Genomic DNA, 18318 nt, shown 5'->3' with positions numbered 1-18318 from the left:
TATGCTTCCGAAAGGCCAAAACCGTGCTGTGGAGCCTCGTTTTCGTCCTGGTGCTGTCGAGCGTATTGGCTATCAGTCTGGGCATTGCCCGGCGCGCGCTTCATCAGGCGCAGGGCCGCAATCGCGCCATTCTCGCCGCCGCGGTCGACGGCATCGTGACGATCGACGAGCACGGAACCATCAAAGGTTTCAATCCGGCCGCCGAGCGCCTGTTCGGCTACCTCGCCAAGGAGGTGATCGGACGCAACGTCCGCATCCTGATGCCGGATCCTTATCAGTCGGAGCATGATCGCTATCTCGCCGCCTACCGCGACACCGGCCAAGCGCGCATCATCGGTACCGGCCGCGAGGTCGTCGGCCTGCGCAAGGACGGTAGCACCTTCCCGATGGAACTATCGGTCGGCGAGAGCCGCGATCGCAACCGGCGCTTGTTCGCAGGCATCGTGCGCGATATCACCACGCGCAAAGTAGCCGAGCAGATGCTGCGTGACAGCGAGAGCAAGGCGCGCGCGATGTTCGAGACGGCGGTCGACGGCATCATCACCATCGATCAGTCCGGCACCATCCTGACCGCCAATCCGGCGGCGCTGCGCCTGTTCGGATACTCCGTCGAGGAGATCGCTGGCCGCAACGTCAACATGTTGATGCCCGAACCCGACCGCAGCGGGCATGACGGTTACTTGTCACGCTATCTCGACACCGGCGAACGTCGCATCATCGGCATTGGCCGCACCGTCCAGGGGCAGCGTAAGGACGGCTCACTATTCCCCATGGAACTCTCAGTAGGTGAGGCGGCGACCGGCGAATCCCGCATCTTTACCGGAATCATCCGCGACATCACCGAGCGCAAGCGCAGCGAGGCGGATCTGCAAGCGGCAATGGAAATCGCTGCCGAGCGCAAGCGCGCACAAGAGGCGATGCTGGAGGCGAAGGAGGCCGCCGAGGCGGCGACGCGGGCGAAGGCCGATTTTGTCGCCAACATGAGCCACGAAATCCGCACCCCCATGAATGCCATCATCGGCATGGCGCATCTGGCATTGAAAAGCGACCTTAATCCGCGTCAGCGGGATTACGTCAAGAACATCCATCAAGCCGGCCGCCATCTTTTAGGAATCATCAATGACATCTTGGACTTTTCCAAAAACGAAGCCGGAAAACTTTCATTAGAGTCCGTAGAGTTCGAGCTGGAGCGTGTGCTTGAGAATGTCTCAAGCCTTATTTCTGAGAAGGCGAACGCAAAAGGCCTGGAACTTATCGTTGATATCGCTAGGGATGTTCCCCTTTACGTCGTCGGCGACCCGCTTCGATTGGGACAAATTCTTATAAATTACGCAAACAACGCCGTAAAATTCACGGATAAAGGCGAAATCGACATTCTCGTCCGCCAGGTCTCCGAGCATGAGGACTCCGTGACATTGCATTTCGAAGTTCATGATACCGGCAGGGGTCTCACCGCCGATCAGAAGTCACGGCTGTTCAAAAGCTTCGAACAAGCGGATATGTCGATAACGCGCGAATATGGTGGAACCGGACTTGGACTTTCGATATCGAAAAGCTTGGCTGAGTTGATGGGCGGAGAGGTCGGCGTCGACAGCGTTCCCGGTCAGGGCTCGTCCTTCTGGTTCACTGCGCGACTGGGCAAGGCTAAGGCACGGCGCACGCTGCTTCCAAAGCTCGATCTGCGCGGTCGCCGCATGCTCGTCGTCGATGACAACGAGAAGGCGCGCGAGGTGATGACAAACATTTTGTCGAGCATGTCGTTCCAGGTCGAGGTCGCGGCCTCGGGCATGGAAGCACTCGACATTCTGCGCCATTCAGCAGGCAAGCCCTTTGACGTCGCCTTCATCGACTGGCAGATGCCGGGTCTCAACGGCTTTGAGACAGGCGCCAAAATCTACGAACTCGGTCTCGATCCCCGGCCGCGGCTGATCCTGGTCACCGCTTATGGCCGCGAGGAATCCTTTGAGGGCGCCGAAACCGCCGGATTCGATGAAGTGCAGATCAAGCCGGTCAATCCATCGACGATGTTCGATGCGATCATGCGCGTTCTGGGGGAGGATCAGCAGGCGTTTAGCGATGCCGAGCCTGGTGACAGAGCGCCGTCGGACTCTGCGCCGACGAGCCTGCACGGCATCACCGTGCTGGTTGTCGAGGACAACGAGTTTAACCGGCAGGTGGCCAGAGAACTCCTCGAAGGCATTGGCGTCGCCGTCGAGATCGCCGAAAACGGCGCGATCGCGGTGGAGAAAGTCAAGATTCGTACCTACGACCTCGTCTTGATGGATATGCAGATGCCGGTGATGGACGGCATCACCGCCACGGTCGCCATCCGCAAATTGGGCATTGAGGATCTTCCCATCATCGCCATGACCGCGAACGTCATGCAGGCGGACCGGGCCCGCTGCATGGCGGCAGGCATGAACGATCACCTGGGGAAACCCGTCGATCCCAACGAGCTGCTGGCAACCATCACCAAGTGGACGAGCGGTCGCGTTTCAGCCGCCGGTCACCCTGAACCGGACGCGGACGACGACCGCGACGAGACGAGCGGCTCAGGGCTCCCGGAGATCGATCCGGATATCTTTGATTTCAATCAGTTGGGCGCGATTTATCGCTGGGACGCGACGAAGCTGAAGGCGGCTCTCTCGTCCTTCCTCGGCCACGCCGGCAAACAGTTGGCCGCCCTCGATACCGTGGTGCGCGAGGATCCGTCGCGACTGCGCGAGGCCGCTCACGCGCTGAAAGGGATCGCCAGCACCGCCGGGGCCAAGCGCCTCGGCCGTCTCGCCTCGGAGATCGAGGCGGCGGCGCTCGTCGATGAGGCCGAAACGGCGGCGATGCTGGTCGCCCTGTTGGCGCCAACCTTCGAGGAATTGCAGCGATCCCTCCACCCCTACCTCTCCGCGTCTCAATCGCCGGTGAAACCCGACCCCGCCGCAGCCATCATACGCGCTCCCGCTTCCATCCGGGCTGCGGGCCTCTCCGGATAGCGAACTGGCCCACGGCCACGGGGGAACTCACCTTTCGCCGAGCTGTCCCTCAGTCTCGCCCATAATCCCCAGCGCGCTGCCAACGCCGTGCGCACGGCAGCGACTGAGCGTTCTCCTGTGGCGATCCTGGGCCTGCCGCAACTCGCGCACACACCGCTCGACAGCGGATGACGGCGCGGCTAACCTCGCCGCAACCGCTGGCAACGCCGAACCCTGCGAGCGGGCAAAGGGGACAAACCGTGCGCTTCATTCACTCCTTGCGAAATGGCGCGATCGCGGCGCTTGGCGGGATCGTCGCTGGATGCTCGATTTCCGGTGCCGACCGGGCAGCGCTCGACACCGACATTCAAAGCACGCTTAAGCAGTGCAAAGATCTGACCGAGTGCAGTGAGGCGGCCAGTCGGGCGGAAGGCATTCTGGTCATGCCCGACGTGGCCAAGGGCGCTCTTGTCCTCGGCGGCACCTACGGCGAGGGGGGGCTGATCGAGGGCGACAGGACGACCGGCTATTACAGCCTGGTCGGCACCTCCATCGGACTGCAGCTCGGCTATCGCGACCGCGCGGCGGTGGTCATGTTCATGACGCCCAGCGCGCTGGCCAATTTCAAGGCCCTCTCCGGCTGGGATGCGCGACGAAACTTCGGAGTGACGGCCGGCAGCACGGTTGACGACATGGAGGTCGTCACGGCCATGGAGATCGGGCTGATCGACGGGGCTCCGGCATACATCTTCGTCGTCAAGGATAGCGGCCTGATCGCCGATATGTCCTGGAATGGACTGAAGCTCACGCGCATGACCGTCACGCCATAGGCGGCGTACGAAAGGTGTCGTGCACGCACCCGGCGGCGAGCCCGCGGGACTGCTTCTCGCTGTGCTGATGGAATGGGCACGGCCGGGGCTGCTGGCGGGTGCGCTCCTCGGCCTCGTCGGTTGCCAGGCCCTGCCACAACTGCCAGAGACGCCGTCCCAACCCAGCGTCACCCGCGATCTTGTGGCCGGAGCCGCCGCGTCCTTCTGCGAGGGCGCCCTCGAATGGCTCAAGACGGAACCGGCTCGGGATATTCGCCTCGAACACGTCGCGGGACCGGCCCTGACGAAACCCGGCGACAGGACATCCGGCATCGAACTCGTGCTGCGGGACGTGCGCGACCTGCCGCTTCCCCGCCTCACCACCGGCGAAGTCACGCCCATGGCGGAGGACGGCAGCGCCGTCCTGGATGACCCCCGCTCACGCTTCGCCGACCTTTCGCGGATCGCCGAAGCAACGGTTCTCGCCGCCGATCAGGCGTACGATATCCGCGAGCGCAGCCGGTCGTCACCGGCCGTCCCTGACCCCGCGGAGATCGCCGCCGTCGCGCGCGAGCTCCCCGGCTACATCATCCGCAAGCTCTATATCGACGATTTCTCCGGGCTCAAGGCGTTCGTTCTCGAAAGCCGCGATGCGACGCATCGCATCTACGCGATCGCCGGCACCCAGGTGTTCGTCAATCGCGACTATCGCGACTGGGCCTCCGGCTTGATGATGGCACGCGCACAATTCAACTCGGACGCAGGCCTAATGCTGGCCCGGGACGCGGCGGATTACGCGAGTGATCCGGAGCATGGCGGCGAAGCCTTTTTCACCGGCCAAAGCCAGGGCGCGATCATCGCCCAGGCAGCGGGCTTTCTCGCGCAGGAGCTTTTGAACGCGCGGCCGGGACCGCATCGCCTGCTGCACGTCGTCACCTGGGGCGTGACCGGCGCGACCGAGCCGATCGTCGAGACGATCGAGCGGTCGCGCCAGGGACACGAGCGCGACATCTGGGCCGCGCTCGAGCGGCACTGGTCGCTGACGGACGCCGAGCACCACGAAGCCATGCGGGTCTGGAACGACCTGCAAGCCCGCTGGTCGCAGCTTGAGGAAATGGACATCACCGATCACGTGCGCAAGGTCGCCGGTCAAATGCACGTTATTGGTTACTTCTTCGATATCGATCCCTTTGCGCGGATCGGCACGTTCCTCGGCACGCCGCTCGTCTTCCCGACGGAGTTGGTCCTGCCGCAACGCTGCGAGCCGCTGGTCACCGAGTTGGTTCTCGATACACGGATCGGCGACATCGGGCTGCAGTTGGAATCGCACTTCCTGAAGGGTTACCGACGTGCCGTCCAGCGCGGTGCCGTCGAACTCGCACGTCCGGCGCGGATCGCGCCGCGCCGGTGGGTCCTGGATCTGGTGCCGACGGCCGAAGTGGTGGGGCGCGCCTGGCTCAGCAACATCTACCTTAAGCGGTTGGGCGAGGATCAGGGGAAGTGGCGGCGATGTTTCGCCTCGGCGCACTGGATAACCGACGCGAACCGCGACTGCCGCCGAAGCTACTGGCCGGGTTGCGCTCCCGACGAGGCAAAGGCTCAACCGGACCGGGCCGGCGCGGTCGCCGGATGGTGCCTGGTCGCCGGGCGGGGGAACGACGCCGGCAATGCTTTCGCCGCCCGTCGCGATGCTTCTTATCGCCAGCAATAGCGCCCCTCAGCCGCGCTGGGGCGGGCGGTGGCCTTGGCGCGGCACGAGCGCCGGTCAGCCGCAGGTCAGGACGACCTTTCCGGTCGATGCCCGCGTCCGCAGCGCCTGCAGCGCCGCATTGGCCTCGGCGAGAGGAAACGTTTGGGAGACGTGCGGATGCAGGGTGCCTTGCGCGAGCCATAAGAGAAGCTCCTCGCACGACGCCTGCATCCACTGCGGCGCGATCGTCCGGTGCGCGCCCCAGTAATAGCCAATCGCTGCGATGTTCTTCACCAGCAGGATGTTCGCCGGGATTTGCGGCACCGCACCAGAGGCGAAACCGACGAGAAGGATGCGTCCGCCCGCCGCCGTCGCCCGCAGCGAGGTCTCGAAGAGGGTACCGCCGACCGGCTCATAGACGACGTCGACGCCGCGCCCGCCGGTCAGGGACTTGATTTGCTCCCGCAGGTCATCCGCATCCGACAACAGGGCATGATCGGCGCCCGCCGCCGAGGCCACCTGCAGCTTCGCCGCGCTGCTGGCGGTGGCGATCACCGTCGCCCCCAGCCGCTTGCCGACCTCGACGGCCGTCAGCCCGACGCCGCCAGCGGCGCCATTGACCAGGAGCGTTTCGCCCGCCTTGAGCGCCGCCTTATACTTCAGGCCCAGGTGCGAGGTGCCGTAGGCGACCGGAAACCCGGCGGAAACGATGTCGTCGATTCCGTCGGGCAGCAAGAAGACGCAGTCTGCCGGGGCCACCACCTCCTCGGCAAAGCCGCCATACTCGATCACCGCCATCACCCGATCGCCCGGCCGGCAGCGCGTGACCCCGGGGGCCACCTCGACGACCCGCCCCGCCACCTCGAAGCCTGGGGAAAATGGCGGGGATGCCTTGACTTGGTAAGACCCGGTGAGAATGAGGGTATCGGCAAAATTGACCCCCGCGGCGGCAACGGCGATGCGCACGCCATTCGCCAGCATCGGCGGCGGCGCGACGTCCGTGACGACCAGTCCCGCCGGATCGCGCAATTCCCTGCAGATGGCTGCCCGCATCGCTGTCTTTCCGCCGTTGTCCCTTGGCCCCTGGCTCGCGGCCCCCGGCCATCCGGAACAGTTTTCCCGCCGGCCGGGCTCATCGTCAACCCACTGCGGCGACAGACCGCGATCGGACGGCCTGGCAAGTATTATACGGATGACGGTCAGGAGGATTTATCCGAATCGCGCCCCGAATGCATCTGGCACGAGCGCTGCTGACGCCCCCACATCCGCAAGCTTGTGGGGGTGGGCGAAGTTTTTTTTCTTGCCGCTAACCGGGTAACTTAGCCGGGATCGGCCGACTTCATTGGCGATGCCGGGTTGGCAACGGCGGCCTCGACGATTATCAATGGCGCCATGAAACGAACGACCGCAGTGCGCATTCTTCTTGGCGCAGGGATCTGGCTGGCGGCCGCCATGCCGGGTTCCGCACAGCAGACGCTCGGTGTCTACGGCGACTGGACTGCCGTTGTCTTCGGCTCGGGCGACAAGCGGATGTGCTACATCGGCAGCACGCCGAAGAAGCAGGAAGGCAAATACACGGTTCGTGGCGAGACTCATGTGCTTGTGACCCATCGACCAAATGAAAAGGTCGTAGGTGAAGTGAGCGTCGCCGCCGGCTATCCGTACCGCCAGGGTAAGGATGCGACGATCGAGATCGACAAGAAGGCGACGTTCAATCTGTTTACCCGGGATGAAAACGCCTGGGCTTTCGACGCCTCCGCCGACCGTGATCTGGTCCGCGCGATGAAGGCCGGATCACAGATGATCGTTCGCGGGACCTCCAGCCGGGGCACCCTGACCACCGATACCTACTCGCTTTCCGGATTTACCGCGGCTTACAACGCGATCGACAAGGCGTGCGGACTGTAACCGCGCGCTGATCGCGCCCTCTTGCCTGACTTCCCCCTGTGCCCCACCTTGGGTAGAAGTGCGCGCGGCGAAGATGCGCGCGGAATTGGCCCTGGCATCGCCGCTCCGGGAACGGAGTAAGCAAGGGGCCAGATGAGGGCACAAGCGGATTCTTTGATGGCAAACGAGATGCCTTCCCTGATTGGCCTGTCGCGCGCTGACTTGCAGGCGCTGGTCGTCAGCCTGAACGAGCCGGCGTTTCGCGCGCGGCAGCTCTGGCACTGGATCTACCATCGCGGCGTCACCGATTTTGCAGCGATGACCACGCTATCGAAGTCATTGCGCGAGAAGCTTATCGAAGCCTACAGCCTGCAGCGGCCCGAGACCCGTATCGAACAGCGCTCGACCGACGGCACGCGCAAGTGGCTGTTGCGCTTCGACGACGGCAACGAAGCGGAGGCGGTATTCATCCCCGAAGCCGATCGCGGCGCGCTGTGCCTTTCTTCGCAGGTCGGCTGCACGCTGACCTGCAAGTTTTGCCATACCGGCACACAGCGTCTGGTGCGCAACCTCAGTGCCCGGGAAATCGTCGGCCAGGTGCTGGTGGCGCGCGATTCGTACGCGGAATGGCCGAGCCCGCGCGGCGAACGGCTGCTTTCCAACATCGTGCTGATGGGCATGGGCGAGCCGCTGTTCAACTATGAGAATGTCGCCACCGCCTTGCGCATCGTCATGGACCACGAAGGCATCGCCATCTCCCGGCGGCGGATCACCCTTTCGACCTCCGGCGTCGTACCGATGATCCCCACGGTCGGCGCCGAACTCGGCGTCAAGCTCGCCATCAGCCTGCACGCGGTGACCGACGAACTGCGCGACGTCCTGGTGCCGATCAACAAGAAGTATCCGATCGCCGAATTGATGCAGGCCTGTCGCGCCTATCCCGGCGCCGATAACGCACGCCGGATCACTTTCGAGTACGTGATGTTGAAGGGGGTCAACGACCACGTCGCCGACGCCAAGGCGCTCGCCCGGCTGGTCGCCGGCATTCCGGCCAAGTTCAACCTGATCCCCTTCAACCCGTGGCCGGGCGCGCCGTTCGAGTGCTCGACGCCCGCCGCAATGGAACAGTTCGCAGCGATCCTCAACAAAGCCGGCTACACGGCGCCGGTGCGCACGCCGCGCGGCCGCGACATCATGGCGGCGTGCGGCCAGTTACGCTCAGCCAGCGAACGCGAACGCCTTTCGCGCCTGAGCACGCGCCGCGCCGCGGGGCTCGCCGACGTCGACCATCCAGGCGCGGCGATCGCGGCGCCCTAAGGCAATCCGTCTAGAGGGGGGTCAACGACGATGCGCCGTCTCCTGGCAGCCTTGCTGATGCTGGTCGCAACCGGTTGTTCGTCCGATCCGATCGTCGATATGAAAGGGGTTGATCCCGCCCGCTACGACAACGACCTCGCGGAATGTGAGCAGTACGCTGATCAGGTCAGCGTCGGGCGCAGCGCCGCTGGCGGCGCCCTTTTCGGTGGAGCCGCCGGCGCGGCGGTCGGCGCGGCGGTCGGCGCGGTCACCGGCCGCCCTGGTTCCGGTGCCGCCATCGGCGGGGCGGGAGGCGGTACCTCCGGCTTGTTCGGCGGCGCGGCGTCCGGCAGCTCGAAGCAGCAGCGCGTCGTGCGCAACTGCCTGCGTGGCCGCGGCTATAAGGTTCTGGATTGAGCGGGTGCGCATCGCCCGCGGAAGGGAGCGCCAGTGAGACTAAAACTGATCTTTGCCACCGTCGTCGTCGTGTTGCTGGCGTTCGTCGGCTGGTGGCTGTTCGGCGGCCCGCCGCGTGGAGAGGTCGGCTCGGTTTCGACCAACTTCCGCTGGCTCGGGCCGAACGACAAGATCGCCATCGACGGCTTTGACGATCCGGATATCGATGGCGTCGCCTGCCATATCAGCCGGCCCGAGCGCGGTGGCGTCTCCGGGGCACTCGGCACGGCCGAGGACCCCTCGGACGTCGCCATCGCCTGCCGCCAGATCGGCCCGATCGTATTTCGCAACGCGATCAAGGACGGCACGCGGGTGTTCGACGAACGTCGTTCGCTGATCTTCAAGACCATGAACGTCGTCCGCTTCTTCGATGCCAAGCGGAACGTTCTCGTCTACGTCGCCTACTCCGATCGAGTCGTGTCCGGTTCGCCGAAAAACTCTATTTCCACCGTGCCGTTGATGGCCTGGAATGGCATCGCCGCGAAGACAATGTAGGACGTGCGCGGCGGCACCGGCGAGGCCCGAGCCCCGCTCTGATCACCGGCGACGGGCGTTGCCGCTGAACCGGGAGGCACCGATGGCAGACGTCGAGAGTTCGGTTGCGGCCACGGCGAAAAAGCGCGTTCTTTATTTCGCCGATCCGATGTGTTCTTGGTGCTGGGGATTCAGCCCGGTCATCGCCGCGATCCGCGGTGCCTGCCAGGGCGGCCCCCCGATCCGGTTTTGCGCCGGTGGATTGCGCGCGGGCGAGACCCGGCCGCTGACCGCGGCGTCGCGCGGTTACGTCGAGCATCACTGGCACAACGTGGAAACTGCGACCGGTCAGCCGTTCGATTACGGCTTCTTCGATCGCGAGGCCTTCGTCTACGATACCTTGCCGTCCTGCCGGGCGGTCGTCGCCGTACGCAGCCTGGCGCCCGAGGGCACGCTTCTCTACCTCGCGGCGGTACAGCGGGCGTTCTACGCCGAAAATCGCGACGTCACCCGCGAGGACATTCTGGCCGCGATCGCCCGCGACCTGGGCATTCCCGAAGACGTATTTCTGCCCGTTTATCGCTCAAGCGAGATTCTGGAATCGACCCGGGCCGACATCCGTCTGACCCAGGGGCTCGGCATCCAGGGATTCCCGGCGATCGTTCTGCAGAACGGAGAATCGCTTGCGGCGCTGACCATCGGCTATCGCCCGTTCGAAGACATGAAGGACGACCTGCTCGCCTGGCTCGCCGCTCCGCCTCTGTCCTCCTGATCCATCCGGCGGGGGACAGGTTGGTGGTCGCGCAGATCGGCGGAAAAAGCGCACGAGCCGTCTTTGACGGGATGATCGCTCTTCGCGATGTGCCCTATGCGCCAAGCGCCTTCGCAGGCTCGACATACGCATAGCCGAGGTCGTGCGCGACAGCTTCGTGCGTGACCTTGCCGGCACAGACGTTCAGCCCCAGGCAGAAGTGAGGATTGTCCAACAGCGCCTGTCTCGGCCCGCGATCGGCGAGCGCCAGTGCGTACGGCAGGGTGACGTTGTTCAGTGCGTACGTCGATGTTCTGGGCACGGCACCCGGCATGTTGGCGACACAATAGTGCACGACACCGTCGACGACGTAGGTCGGCTCAGCATGCGTTGTCGGCCTCGACGTCTCGAAGCAGCCGCCTTGATCGATCGCGACATCAACGAGCACGGTGCCCGGGCGCATCCGCTCGACCATGTCGGCGGTGACCAGTTTCGGGGCTTCCGCGCCGACGACCAGCACGGCGCCGACAACCAGATCGGCAGCGAGCACGTTGGCTTCCAACGCGGCACGCGTCGAATAAACGGTCTTCAGTGCCGGGCCGAACTGGCGGGCAAGGCGCCCGAGGACATCGACGTTCTTGTCGAGGACGGTTACGTCCGCGCCCATGCCGAGCGCCATCATGATGGCGTTTTCGCCAACGACGCCGCCACCGATCACCACGACCTTTGCCGGCGCGACACCGGGCACGCCGCCGAGCAGAATGCCTTCACCGCCATGAGCCCGCTCCAGGCAGTGCGCGCCGGCCTGGATCGACAGGCGACCTGCGACCTGTGACATCGGCGCCAGCAGCGGCAGGCCGCCGTGGCTGTCGGCCACGGTCTCATAGGCGATGCAGACCGCACCGCTGGCGACGAGGTCACGGCACTGCTCGGGGTCCGGCGCCAGATGCAGGTAGGTGAAGAGGATCTGCCCGTCGCGCAGCAACGCCCGCTCGACCGCCTGCGGCTCCTTGACCTTCACCACCATATCGGCCCGGCCGAACACCTCGGCCGCGGTGCTGACGATTTCCGCGCCGGCGCCACGATAATCGGCGTCCGACGCGCCGATGCCGTCGCCACAGCGGGTTTCGGCGACGACCGTATGCCCGTGGGTGACGAGTTCGCGCACGGAACTCGGGGTCAAGCCAACCCGGTACTCGTGCACCTTTATCTCTTTGGGTATGCCGACAAGCATGACTGCCTCCTGGTGGACATTGTTTGGTGAGCAGAGCAACTTTATGCCCGTTGAGGAGAGCATGTCCTTGCAAATAACAGCTTAAAAATTCATAGTTATCACATATTCTTGCGTTATATCGTCTTTATAAGATGGATTTTACGGATGATTGCCCTTGATGCGATAGATCGCAATATTCTTAATTTGTTGCAGGCGAATGGTCGAATGACCAACGCCGATCTCGCCGAGCGGGTGCATCTTTCTCAATCCGCGTGCCTGCGGCGGGTCAGGAGCCTGGAAGCGCAGGGCGTGATTGACCGCTATGTGGCGTTGATCGATCCGGCGAAGATTGGACGGCGCAGCATCGTCTTCGTGGAAATCACTGTCGCCAGCCAGAGCGACGAGGTCCTCAGCGCCTTTGAAGCAGCGGTGCGTCAGGTCCCCGACGTCATGGAATGCCACCTAATGTCGGGAGATGCTGACTATCTGCTGCTGGTCATGGCGGCGGACGTCGAGGACTATGCGCGGATTCACAAGGATCACCTCGCCCGCCTGCCGGGCGTCTCGCGCGTCCATTCCAGCTTCGTGCTGCGCACGGTGAGCAAGACGACCGTTCATCCGATGTAACGAACGATCGTCCATCGCCGGATCAACGCTGATAAGCCGGCGATCCGCCCAAGGTGTCTTTGTGGAATCGACCGTCACTTGCGCAGCGCCTTCTGCGCTGCTTCGCGCAGCCGCGGGTCGGGATCGTCCATCACGCCTTCAAGGACGACGCGGGCAAGGTCGCCGTCCTTCGGCGACAGCAGGCCGATCGCTTCGATGCGAACATCGACGTCGCTATCGCCCTTCGCCATCTGCGTAAGCAAGGGAACGGGTTTTTCGCCCGAGGTCCGCGACAAGGCGCGCAGCGCATCGCCACGCACGCTCGCATCCTGGTCGGCCGCGGCCCCCAGAATTGCCCTGCGGGCGTCGTCGCTGCTAAAGCCGGCGAGCAGGCCGAGCGCCGAGCGTCGCGCCTGGGGGTCGGGGTCGGCCATGAGCACGGAGATGAGGGCGCCGGTCGCCGCCGGACCCCGCGACTGCACGATCTCACTCATCTTTGCCAGGCGCTCGTCGAGCGGCGGTAGTGGTGTGCTGCTCTTCTCGTAATCCCAGAAACCGGCGGGGAGGCCGCCTTGCGGTGTCCTGCGGCTGACCACAGGCGTGACGCGGCGCTCGGATGAGCCGTCGGCGGCGGCCGGCGCGATCGCACGGATCGCCACAAGGTGGGGTGCCTCACCGGGGCGTGACCCGTTCGAAAACTGCAGGATCAGGCCGTTCGGCTGCGCCAGTCGCGACAGCGCTTCGGCGAGGGGAACGTCGGCGAACGCCTGTGGTCGGATCTTGCCGAGGTCGCCGCGAATGCTCAACGCGGCCCCGGTCTGCCGCGCCACCGAGCCAAGGACATCGGCAAGCGGCACGGCACCGAGGTCAGCGCTCAATTGATTGCCGTTCACGGCGATATCGAGTGCGGCGGCGGAGGCCGGACCGGCGACGGGCATTGCGCCGGCGCAGACCAGCAAAACCGCGAGCGCGCCGGCAAGCGTCCCGGCAAGCGCGCGCGCCCGAGACAATGACGACTGCCGAACGCCCTCCGCCCCCCAGCGACGGCCAGGTTGCGACCTCGGGGTGCGCCCCTTCATCGGCGTCTCCTCGTCGATCCCACGGGGCCCACCCTAGGCCCACCGCGGCACATGGGTCAAATCTCGCGGCGACGCGGCGACGGTTGAACGCGCGCAGAAAACTTGAAAGACTGACCGGTCCGGAGGTGAGCCAGCGCGTAAACAAACGCAAGCGCGCCTGCGGTACGAGGTCCACGGTGGCAAGCCACGCGCGGCGCGCCACCATGATGCCTGAACTGGACAGTCGGCGAGACGGAGGCGGACGTGATGAGCGAGGGGTGCGCACCAGGAACGAGCACGCCGCCGGTTGTCGGAATCATTGGCGGCAGCGGACTCTACGAAATCGACGGCCTTGAGAATGCCGAATGGGTGAAGGTCGCCACACCGTGGGGTCAACCGTCGGACGAATTGCTCATCGGCTGGGTCCACGGGCAGAAATGCGTTTTCCTGCCGCGGCACGGCCGTGGGCATCGCGTTTCACCCTCGGCACTCAACAACCGGGCGAACATCGATGCCTTGAAACGGACTGGCGTGACCGAGGTGATCTCGCTCTCGGCCTGCGGGTCGCTGAACGAGGCCTTGCCGCCCGGAACCTTCGTTCTCGTCGACCAGTTCATCGACCGCACCTTCGCGCGGGCAAAGAGCTTCTTCGGTGAAGGCCTGGTCGCGCACGTGGGGCTGGGCCACCCGGTCTGCCCCCGGCTCGACGATGCGTTGGAAGCCGCATGCGCGGCTCGCGGCATCACCGCCGTGCGCGGTGGCACCTACCTGGTCATGGAGGGGCCGCAGTTCTCGACCCTGGCGGAAAGCCGGCTCTACCGGTCGTGGGGATGCGATGTCATCGGCATGACCAACATGCCGGAAGCGAAGCTCGCCCGCGAGGCCGAACTCTGCTACGCGACGGTGGCCATGGTGACGGACTGGGACTGCTGGCACCCGGACCACGACCATGTCAGCGTCGAGGCGATCGTCCGTGTCCTTCGCGACAATGCGGCAAAGGCGCGCGGCCTCGTCGGCGCCGTCATCCCCCGCCTCGCGGGCCGGGTCACGGACTGCCCCGCCGGCTGCCATACGGCGTTGTCGCAGGCGATCATCACCGCGCCGTCCGCTCGCGATCCGGCGTTGGTCGCCAAGCTCGACGTGATTGCCGGCCGGGTCCTCGGCTGAGCGCGCCCCCGCCTGCCGGGGGGCGATCATCGCCGAAATACGGCGGCAAGCTCGAGGTGCGGTGACCACAAGAACTGATCGACAGGAACGATGCGCTCAAGGCGGTAGCCGCCGTCGATCAGGATGCGGGCATCGCGGGCGAACGTCTCGGGATTGCACGAGACGGCCACCACCGTCGGCACGGACGCGGCGGCAAGCTGCGCCGCCTGTGCCGCCGCTCCGGCGCGCGGCGGATCAAACACGACCATGTCATACTGCCGCAGCTCTTCGCTCAGCAGGGGCCGGGCGAGGAGGTCTCGTCGCTCGACGCTAACCCCGGGTATCGGCCGCGCCGCATCCTTGAGCGCTTGCAAAGACGCGGCGTCGGCATCGATGGCGTGCACCCGCGCTCCCGCCGCGGCGAGCGGAAAGGTGAAGGTGCCGGCGCCGGCGAACAAGTCGGCCACCGCGCGACGCCGAGACGACCCGCCCACATTGGCGAGCGCCCCGACGACGACGGCGACGAGCGCGACCTCGCCGGCGGTGCTCGCCTGCAGGAAACCGCCCGGCGGCAGCGCGACGAGGACCCCGCCAAACACGGCGAACGGCCGGCGGCGCTCGACCAGCGGCTCGGCAGGCTGGGACAGGTCCGCCGCCAGCCACGACAGCCGGGCAAGATCGGCGGCGGCAGAGAACGCGGCGAGGTGTTCGCGCTCTGCGAGCGTCGGGGCGCCCGTTCGCTCCACAACGACATCAAGGCCGGCATCGAGCCGGGGAACGGCGATGTGCGCGGGCGCGCGACGCTCCGGCAGGGTGACGAGGAGCTGGCGAAGCGCCGGCAACAGCGCGAGGATTTGCGGATCAAGCACCGGGCAGGCAGCCAGATCGACAACGTCGTGCCCACGGCGGACGGCAAAACCGACGCACAGGGTTGCGTGCGGCCCGGCGCTTCGGCGCACGGCGGCGAAGCGCGCCCGACGTCGTGCTCGCGGCGGCGTACGCACCAGCGGCTCGCGCGGGCTGCTGGTGATGCCGGCGCGCGCGAGCGCCAGTTCCAGCCGCTCGAGCTTCCATTCAGCATAGGCGGCGTCGGCGAGGTGCTGCAATGCGCAGCCGCCGCAGTGGCCGAAATGCGGGCATGCGGGCGCGCGGCGCTCGATGGCGGGCGCGAGGATTTCCAACAGGTCCGCGTCCCGACCATTGCCGCGCGCGCCGCCGGGCCGGATGCGGACCCGTTCGCCGGGAATCGTGAACGGAACATAGAACCGGCCATCCGCGCTTTCAGCGACTCCATCGCCGCGAGCGCCGATGCGGCCGATCTCCACCTCGATGAGTCCGCTGGTTCCCGCGCCTGCCGCCTGCCGTCCCCCACCTCGCCGCGTGCGATCGCTCCTGCTCGCGGCGCGTCGTCGGTTCCAACTCATCGCCCTGTCCCGCTGACCGCCTCAAGCGGCGCTGTCAATGAAGTCGACAAGATCGGCGACGAAGCGGTCGGGCTGGCCTACATGGGGCGAATGGTCGGCTCGCTCGTAGACGAGCAGTTTCGCTAAGGGAATGGCTTCGCGCACCCAGGGACCGGTCCCCTGCGGGTAGAAATTGCTCTCATTACCGTAGACGAGCAGGGCGGGGACAGTGATCGTTGGCAGTACCGAGCGAAAGTCGACGTTCGACAGACTTGGCCAGACCTCGATCAGCGGGACCGCATTGAGCATGGTGAAGTAGGTGCGCAGCCGCTCGATGCTGGGATGGCCCGCTTCGAACCGCTGACGGGCGCGCTCGTTCAAACCGAGTGAAACCAGCTCAATCACCGTTTCAGCGAAATCGCGCTTAAGCGCTGCGATGAAAGCCGCGTCGCGCTCGGGCGTCCAGTCACCGTAAATGCCGAACGGCCAGCGCGGATCGGACCGCAGGCGCGGTGACTGGTCGATGATGCCGATCCGCCCGAGCCGGCCGCAGCCGTGCCGGGCAACGTAGCACCACAGCGTCAGTGCGCCCATCGAATGGCCGATTACCACGGGACGCTCAAGGCGATAGTTCTCGATCAGATCGCGCAAATCGTCGGCCATCCGCTCGACGGTCAGCGGGGACGGACTGTGAGCCGCGGCGCTCGCGGCGCGCCCGCCCGGCGCCGCGGATGCCCCATGGCCGTCTCCCCCATGGCCGCGCGCATCCCAGCGGTAGACGGTAAACCGATCCGATAGCCGGTGCGCAATCGGCTCCCAGACCCGATGGCTGGACGCCCACTCATGCAGCAACACGATCGGTGGGCCGCTCCCGGTGATCCTTAGCGCCAGTGTCTGCCCGTCACTGGCATCGAACGTCTGCATGCCGCCATCCTTTGCGATTCGATGCGCTGCCCACGCGTTGGGGCGAGCGCGTCTTAGCCGATCGGCGGGTGGCCGGCAAACAACCGTTAGCGATTGCCGCGCGGGGCAGTTCTTGCGCCGAGATGACACGCAGTCGGCACGCCGCCCTTCCCAGCGCGATCCCTCGCGAGCGGTGATGCCGTTTGCGGCGCGACGCAAAGCGACTTCAGGTCACCGGCCGCAGGCGGGCCCGTTTCGGGAACGGGCGCAAATGGACGTGCAGCGATATGCTCACGGCAAGGGCGATGACCAGTGCCACGAAAAACAGCGGCAGATCCCAGCTTCCGCAACCATCGGGAACGCTCTGCATCATGTCGGAAATCAGGGGTTTTTCGGGAACAGGTTGCGCTTTCATGAGCCGTCCTTCGCCGCCGTATCCGGCATCAAACCAAGTCACGGCCTTCGCAAGAGAGCGGGCGCGCAGGGGCTCAGGTGCGATGCCCCCAACATCGGTTCCGACCATTCCGTGACCGGGTTTCGGGTCCGCGCCTCGGCGTATCGTTACCTTCGCCTCTTCTCGTACAGAGGTTGGCAATTGTGTGGCGGTTATGTGGCGCTCGTCTGTGACGACGATCACGCACTATAGGACATCCGCGGTCTTGGCTGCGGCGAACCAGCGAAACGGATCAATCGGCACCGCCATGATCTTGCCCCATTTTCGCCCTTCGCGCCGGCAGCGCTAAGCCGGTCCGTGCCTTCGGAACAGAATTTCCATGGCGGGGCGAATACCGTCGCCCGTCCCGAAGCCGGCAGCGATCAGCTGTCGCGCTCGGGCTTCCGGCGGATGATCTGGCTGACATACCCGACAGGGCCGAGACCGTCGCGCCAGCGGTAGAGCGCGATCGCCGGCGGATCGTCCGTCAATTGAAAAGAAACATCGGGTTTGAAGGTGAGGTTCATCTGATAGACGGTCGAGGGGGCGACAGCGGCGCAGGTCCCCGCCCAGTTCAGATAAATAACGCGATGAATATGACCGCAGATGACCTGACGGACGTGTGGGCGGTCGGCAATGATCGCGGCCATGTCCTCGGCGCCCTCGAATGCGGGCCTGTCGAGAAACACGATGCCGGACGCGAACGGCGGATGATGCATGAACACCAGCGTCGGCCGATCCGGGCACTCGTCCAGGCGATCGCGCAACCACGCGAGGCGCGCGCGGCACAGCCCACCTCGCACTTCGCCTGGCCGCTGGGTATCGAGTCCGATCAGCCGGATCGGGTGATCCTCGATCGCATAATGCAAAAACGTGCCCTCGGACGGCAGATAGCCCTGATCGCAAAAGGCGCCGCGCATCATCTCGCGTTCGTCGTGATTGCCGGGAATGACAAATACCGGCATCTGAAGTCCGTCCAGCATGGATCGCAGCAGCGGATAATCACCCGGTTGCGCCCGATCGACGAGATCGCCGGTGGCGAGAACGATGTCGGGACGGGGATCAAGCGCATTGATGTGGGCGACCGCATCGGCGAGTGCCCGCCGGGTATCGATCCGGCCATGCATCAAGCTATTGTCCGCGCGCAAGTGCGTATCCGAGATCTGAGCGATGAGCATAGGCTTTTACCCCCCCTGTTCTCCTGCTACCCGGCCAACCTGGAAG

Annotated in this window: 17 protein-coding genes; 10 read left to right on the top strand and 7 right to left on the bottom strand. The window is 65.3% G+C overall.

All coding sequences use genetic code 11. The features are described from left to right. Positions 1–23: 23 nt before the first annotated feature. From IPK66_13355 to IPK66_13345, 3 genes are all read left to right on the top strand, one after another. A complete protein-coding gene (locus IPK66_13355) occupies positions 24–2990 on the top strand; it encodes a PAS domain S-box protein (GenBank protein MBK8176202.1) in 2967 nt (988 codons plus the stop codon). A gap of 239 nt (positions 2991–3229) precedes the next feature. Next, positions 3230–3799 (top strand): hypothetical protein, encoded by a 570-nt coding sequence (locus IPK66_13350; GenBank protein MBK8176201.1) that lies wholly within the window; start codon positions 3230–3232, stop codon positions 3797–3799. 19 nt (positions 3800–3818) lie between these two features. After that, positions 3819–5489 (top strand): hypothetical protein, encoded by a 1671-nt coding sequence (locus IPK66_13345; protein ID MBK8176200.1) that lies wholly within the window; start codon positions 3819–3821, stop codon positions 5487–5489. 54 nt (positions 5490–5543) lie between these two features. On the opposite strand, the gene IPK66_13340 is transcribed toward IPK66_13345, so the two are convergent. Beyond that, positions 5544–6521, bottom strand: a complete 978-nt coding sequence (locus tag IPK66_13340; protein MBK8176199.1) for an NADPH:quinone oxidoreductase family protein — start codon at positions 6519–6521, stop codon at positions 5544–5546. Between the two features lie 339 nt (positions 6522–6860). Between IPK66_13340 and IPK66_13335 the strand changes: the two genes are divergently transcribed. The 5 genes from IPK66_13335 (at position 6861) to IPK66_13315 (ending at position 10353) form a co-directional block, all read left to right on the top strand. Next, entirely contained in the window at positions 6861–7376 is a 516-nt protein-coding gene (locus IPK66_13335) for an invasion associated locus B family protein (GenBank protein ID MBK8176198.1), read from the top strand. Between the two features lie 132 nt (positions 7377–7508). Continuing rightward, on the top strand, positions 7509–8672 hold the full coding sequence (gene rlmN, locus IPK66_13330) for a 23S rRNA (adenine(2503)-C(2))-methyltransferase RlmN (protein ID MBK8176197.1): 1164 nt from the start codon (positions 7509–7511) through the stop codon (positions 8670–8672). 30 nt (positions 8673–8702) lie between these two features. Beyond that, on the top strand, positions 8703–9068 hold the full coding sequence (locus IPK66_13325; GenBank protein ID MBK8176196.1) for a glycine zipper family protein: 366 nt from the start codon (positions 8703–8705) through the stop codon (positions 9066–9068). 33 nt (positions 9069–9101) lie between these two features. Continuing rightward, on the top strand, positions 9102–9602 hold the full coding sequence (locus tag IPK66_13320; GenBank protein MBK8176195.1) for a CreA family protein: 501 nt from the start codon (positions 9102–9104) through the stop codon (positions 9600–9602). A gap of 82 nt (positions 9603–9684) precedes the next feature. Further along, entirely contained in the window at positions 9685–10353 is a 669-nt protein-coding gene (locus tag IPK66_13315) for a DsbA family protein (GenBank protein ID MBK8176194.1), read from the top strand. A gap of 94 nt (positions 10354–10447) precedes the next feature. Here IPK66_13315 and ald read toward each other — a convergent pair whose 3' ends face one another. Beyond that, positions 10448–11566: an alanine dehydrogenase gene (ald, locus tag IPK66_13310; protein ID MBK8176193.1), complete on the bottom strand. Its 1119-nt coding sequence runs from the start codon at positions 11564–11566 to the stop codon at positions 10448–10450. A gap of 147 nt (positions 11567–11713) precedes the next feature. On the opposite strand from ald, the gene IPK66_13305 reads away from it, so the two are divergent. After that, positions 11714–12172 carry an Lrp/AsnC family transcriptional regulator gene (locus IPK66_13305; GenBank protein ID MBK8176192.1) on the top strand — a complete coding sequence of 153 codons (459 nt, stop codon included), beginning with the start codon at positions 11714–11716 and terminating at the stop codon, positions 12170–12172. A gap of 74 nt (positions 12173–12246) precedes the next feature. Here IPK66_13305 and IPK66_13300 read toward each other — a convergent pair whose 3' ends face one another. Beyond that, on the bottom strand, positions 12247–13230 hold the full coding sequence (locus IPK66_13300; GenBank protein ID MBK8176191.1) for a HEAT repeat domain-containing protein: 984 nt from the start codon (positions 13228–13230) through the stop codon (positions 12247–12249). A gap of 246 nt (positions 13231–13476) precedes the next feature. Between IPK66_13300 and IPK66_13295 the strand changes: the two genes are divergently transcribed. After that, the gene (locus IPK66_13295) at positions 13477–14376 is read left to right on the top strand and encodes an S-methyl-5'-thioadenosine phosphorylase (protein ID MBK8176190.1); all 900 of its coding nucleotides are present in this window, start codon (positions 13477–13479) and stop codon (positions 14374–14376) included. Positions 14377–14402: 26 nt separating this feature from the next. Here IPK66_13295 and IPK66_13290 read toward each other — a convergent pair whose 3' ends face one another. The 4 genes from IPK66_13290 to IPK66_13275 all read right to left on the bottom strand — a co-directional run bounded on the left by IPK66_13290 (position 14403) and on the right by IPK66_13275 (position 18272). Beyond that, positions 14403–15686 (bottom strand): class I SAM-dependent RNA methyltransferase, encoded by a 1284-nt coding sequence (locus tag IPK66_13290; protein ID MBK8176189.1) that lies wholly within the window; start codon positions 15684–15686, stop codon positions 14403–14405. A 114-nt stretch (positions 15687–15800) separates the two neighbouring features. Then, positions 15801–16682: an alpha/beta hydrolase gene (locus tag IPK66_13285; GenBank protein ID MBK8176188.1), complete on the bottom strand. Its 882-nt coding sequence runs from the start codon at positions 16680–16682 to the stop codon at positions 15801–15803. Between the two features lie 205 nt (positions 16683–16887). Continuing rightward, entirely contained in the window at positions 16888–17076 is a 189-nt protein-coding gene (locus tag IPK66_13280; protein MBK8176187.1) for a hypothetical protein, read from the bottom strand. Between the two features lie 401 nt (positions 17077–17477). Beyond that, positions 17478–18272 (bottom strand): phosphodiesterase, encoded by a 795-nt coding sequence (locus IPK66_13275; GenBank protein ID MBK8176186.1) that lies wholly within the window; start codon positions 18270–18272, stop codon positions 17478–17480. Positions 18273–18318 lie beyond the last annotated feature (46 nt).

This window comes from Rhodospirillales bacterium, from assembly GCA_016712595.1.
Classification (GTDB): domain Bacteria; phylum Pseudomonadota; class Alphaproteobacteria; order Rhodospirillales; family Defluviicoccaceae; genus Defluviicoccus.
The sequence above is the reverse complement of the archived record's forward strand: the minus strand, read 5'-3'. Positions and strand labels throughout refer to the sequence as shown.

Coding starts and splice junctions, on each gene's coding strand:
- IPK66_13340 (MBK8176199.1), bottom strand. CDS start 6,521: ATGCGGGCAGCCATCTGCAGGGAATTGCGCGATCCGGCGGGACTGGTC.
- IPK66_13335 (MBK8176198.1), top strand. CDS start 6,861: ATGAAACGAACGACCGCAGTGCGCATTCTTCTTGGCGCAGGGATCTGG.
- rlmN (MBK8176197.1), top strand. CDS start 7,509: ATGAGGGCACAAGCGGATTCTTTGATGGCAAACGAGATGCCTTCCCTG.
- IPK66_13325 (MBK8176196.1), top strand. CDS start 8,703: ATGCGCCGTCTCCTGGCAGCCTTGCTGATGCTGGTCGCAACCGGTTGT.
- IPK66_13315 (MBK8176194.1), top strand. CDS start 9,685: ATGGCAGACGTCGAGAGTTCGGTTGCGGCCACGGCGAAAAAGCGCGTT.
- ald (MBK8176193.1), bottom strand. CDS start 11,566: ATGCTTGTCGGCATACCCAAAGAGATAAAGGTGCACGAGTACCGGGTT.
- IPK66_13300 (MBK8176191.1), bottom strand. CDS start 13,230: ATGAAGGGGCGCACCCCGAGGTCGCAACCTGGCCGTCGCTGGGGGGCG.
- IPK66_13295 (MBK8176190.1), top strand. CDS start 13,477: ATGAGCGAGGGGTGCGCACCAGGAACGAGCACGCCGCCGGTTGTCGGA.
- IPK66_13285 (MBK8176188.1), bottom strand. CDS start 16,682: ATGCAGACGTTCGATGCCAGTGACGGGCAGACACTGGCGCTAAGGATC.
- IPK66_13280 (MBK8176187.1), bottom strand. CDS start 17,076: ATGAAAGCGCAACCTGTTCCCGAAAAACCCCTGATTTCCGACATGATG.
- IPK66_13275 (MBK8176186.1), bottom strand. CDS start 18,272: ATGCTCATCGCTCAGATCTCGGATACGCACTTGCGCGCGGACAATAGC.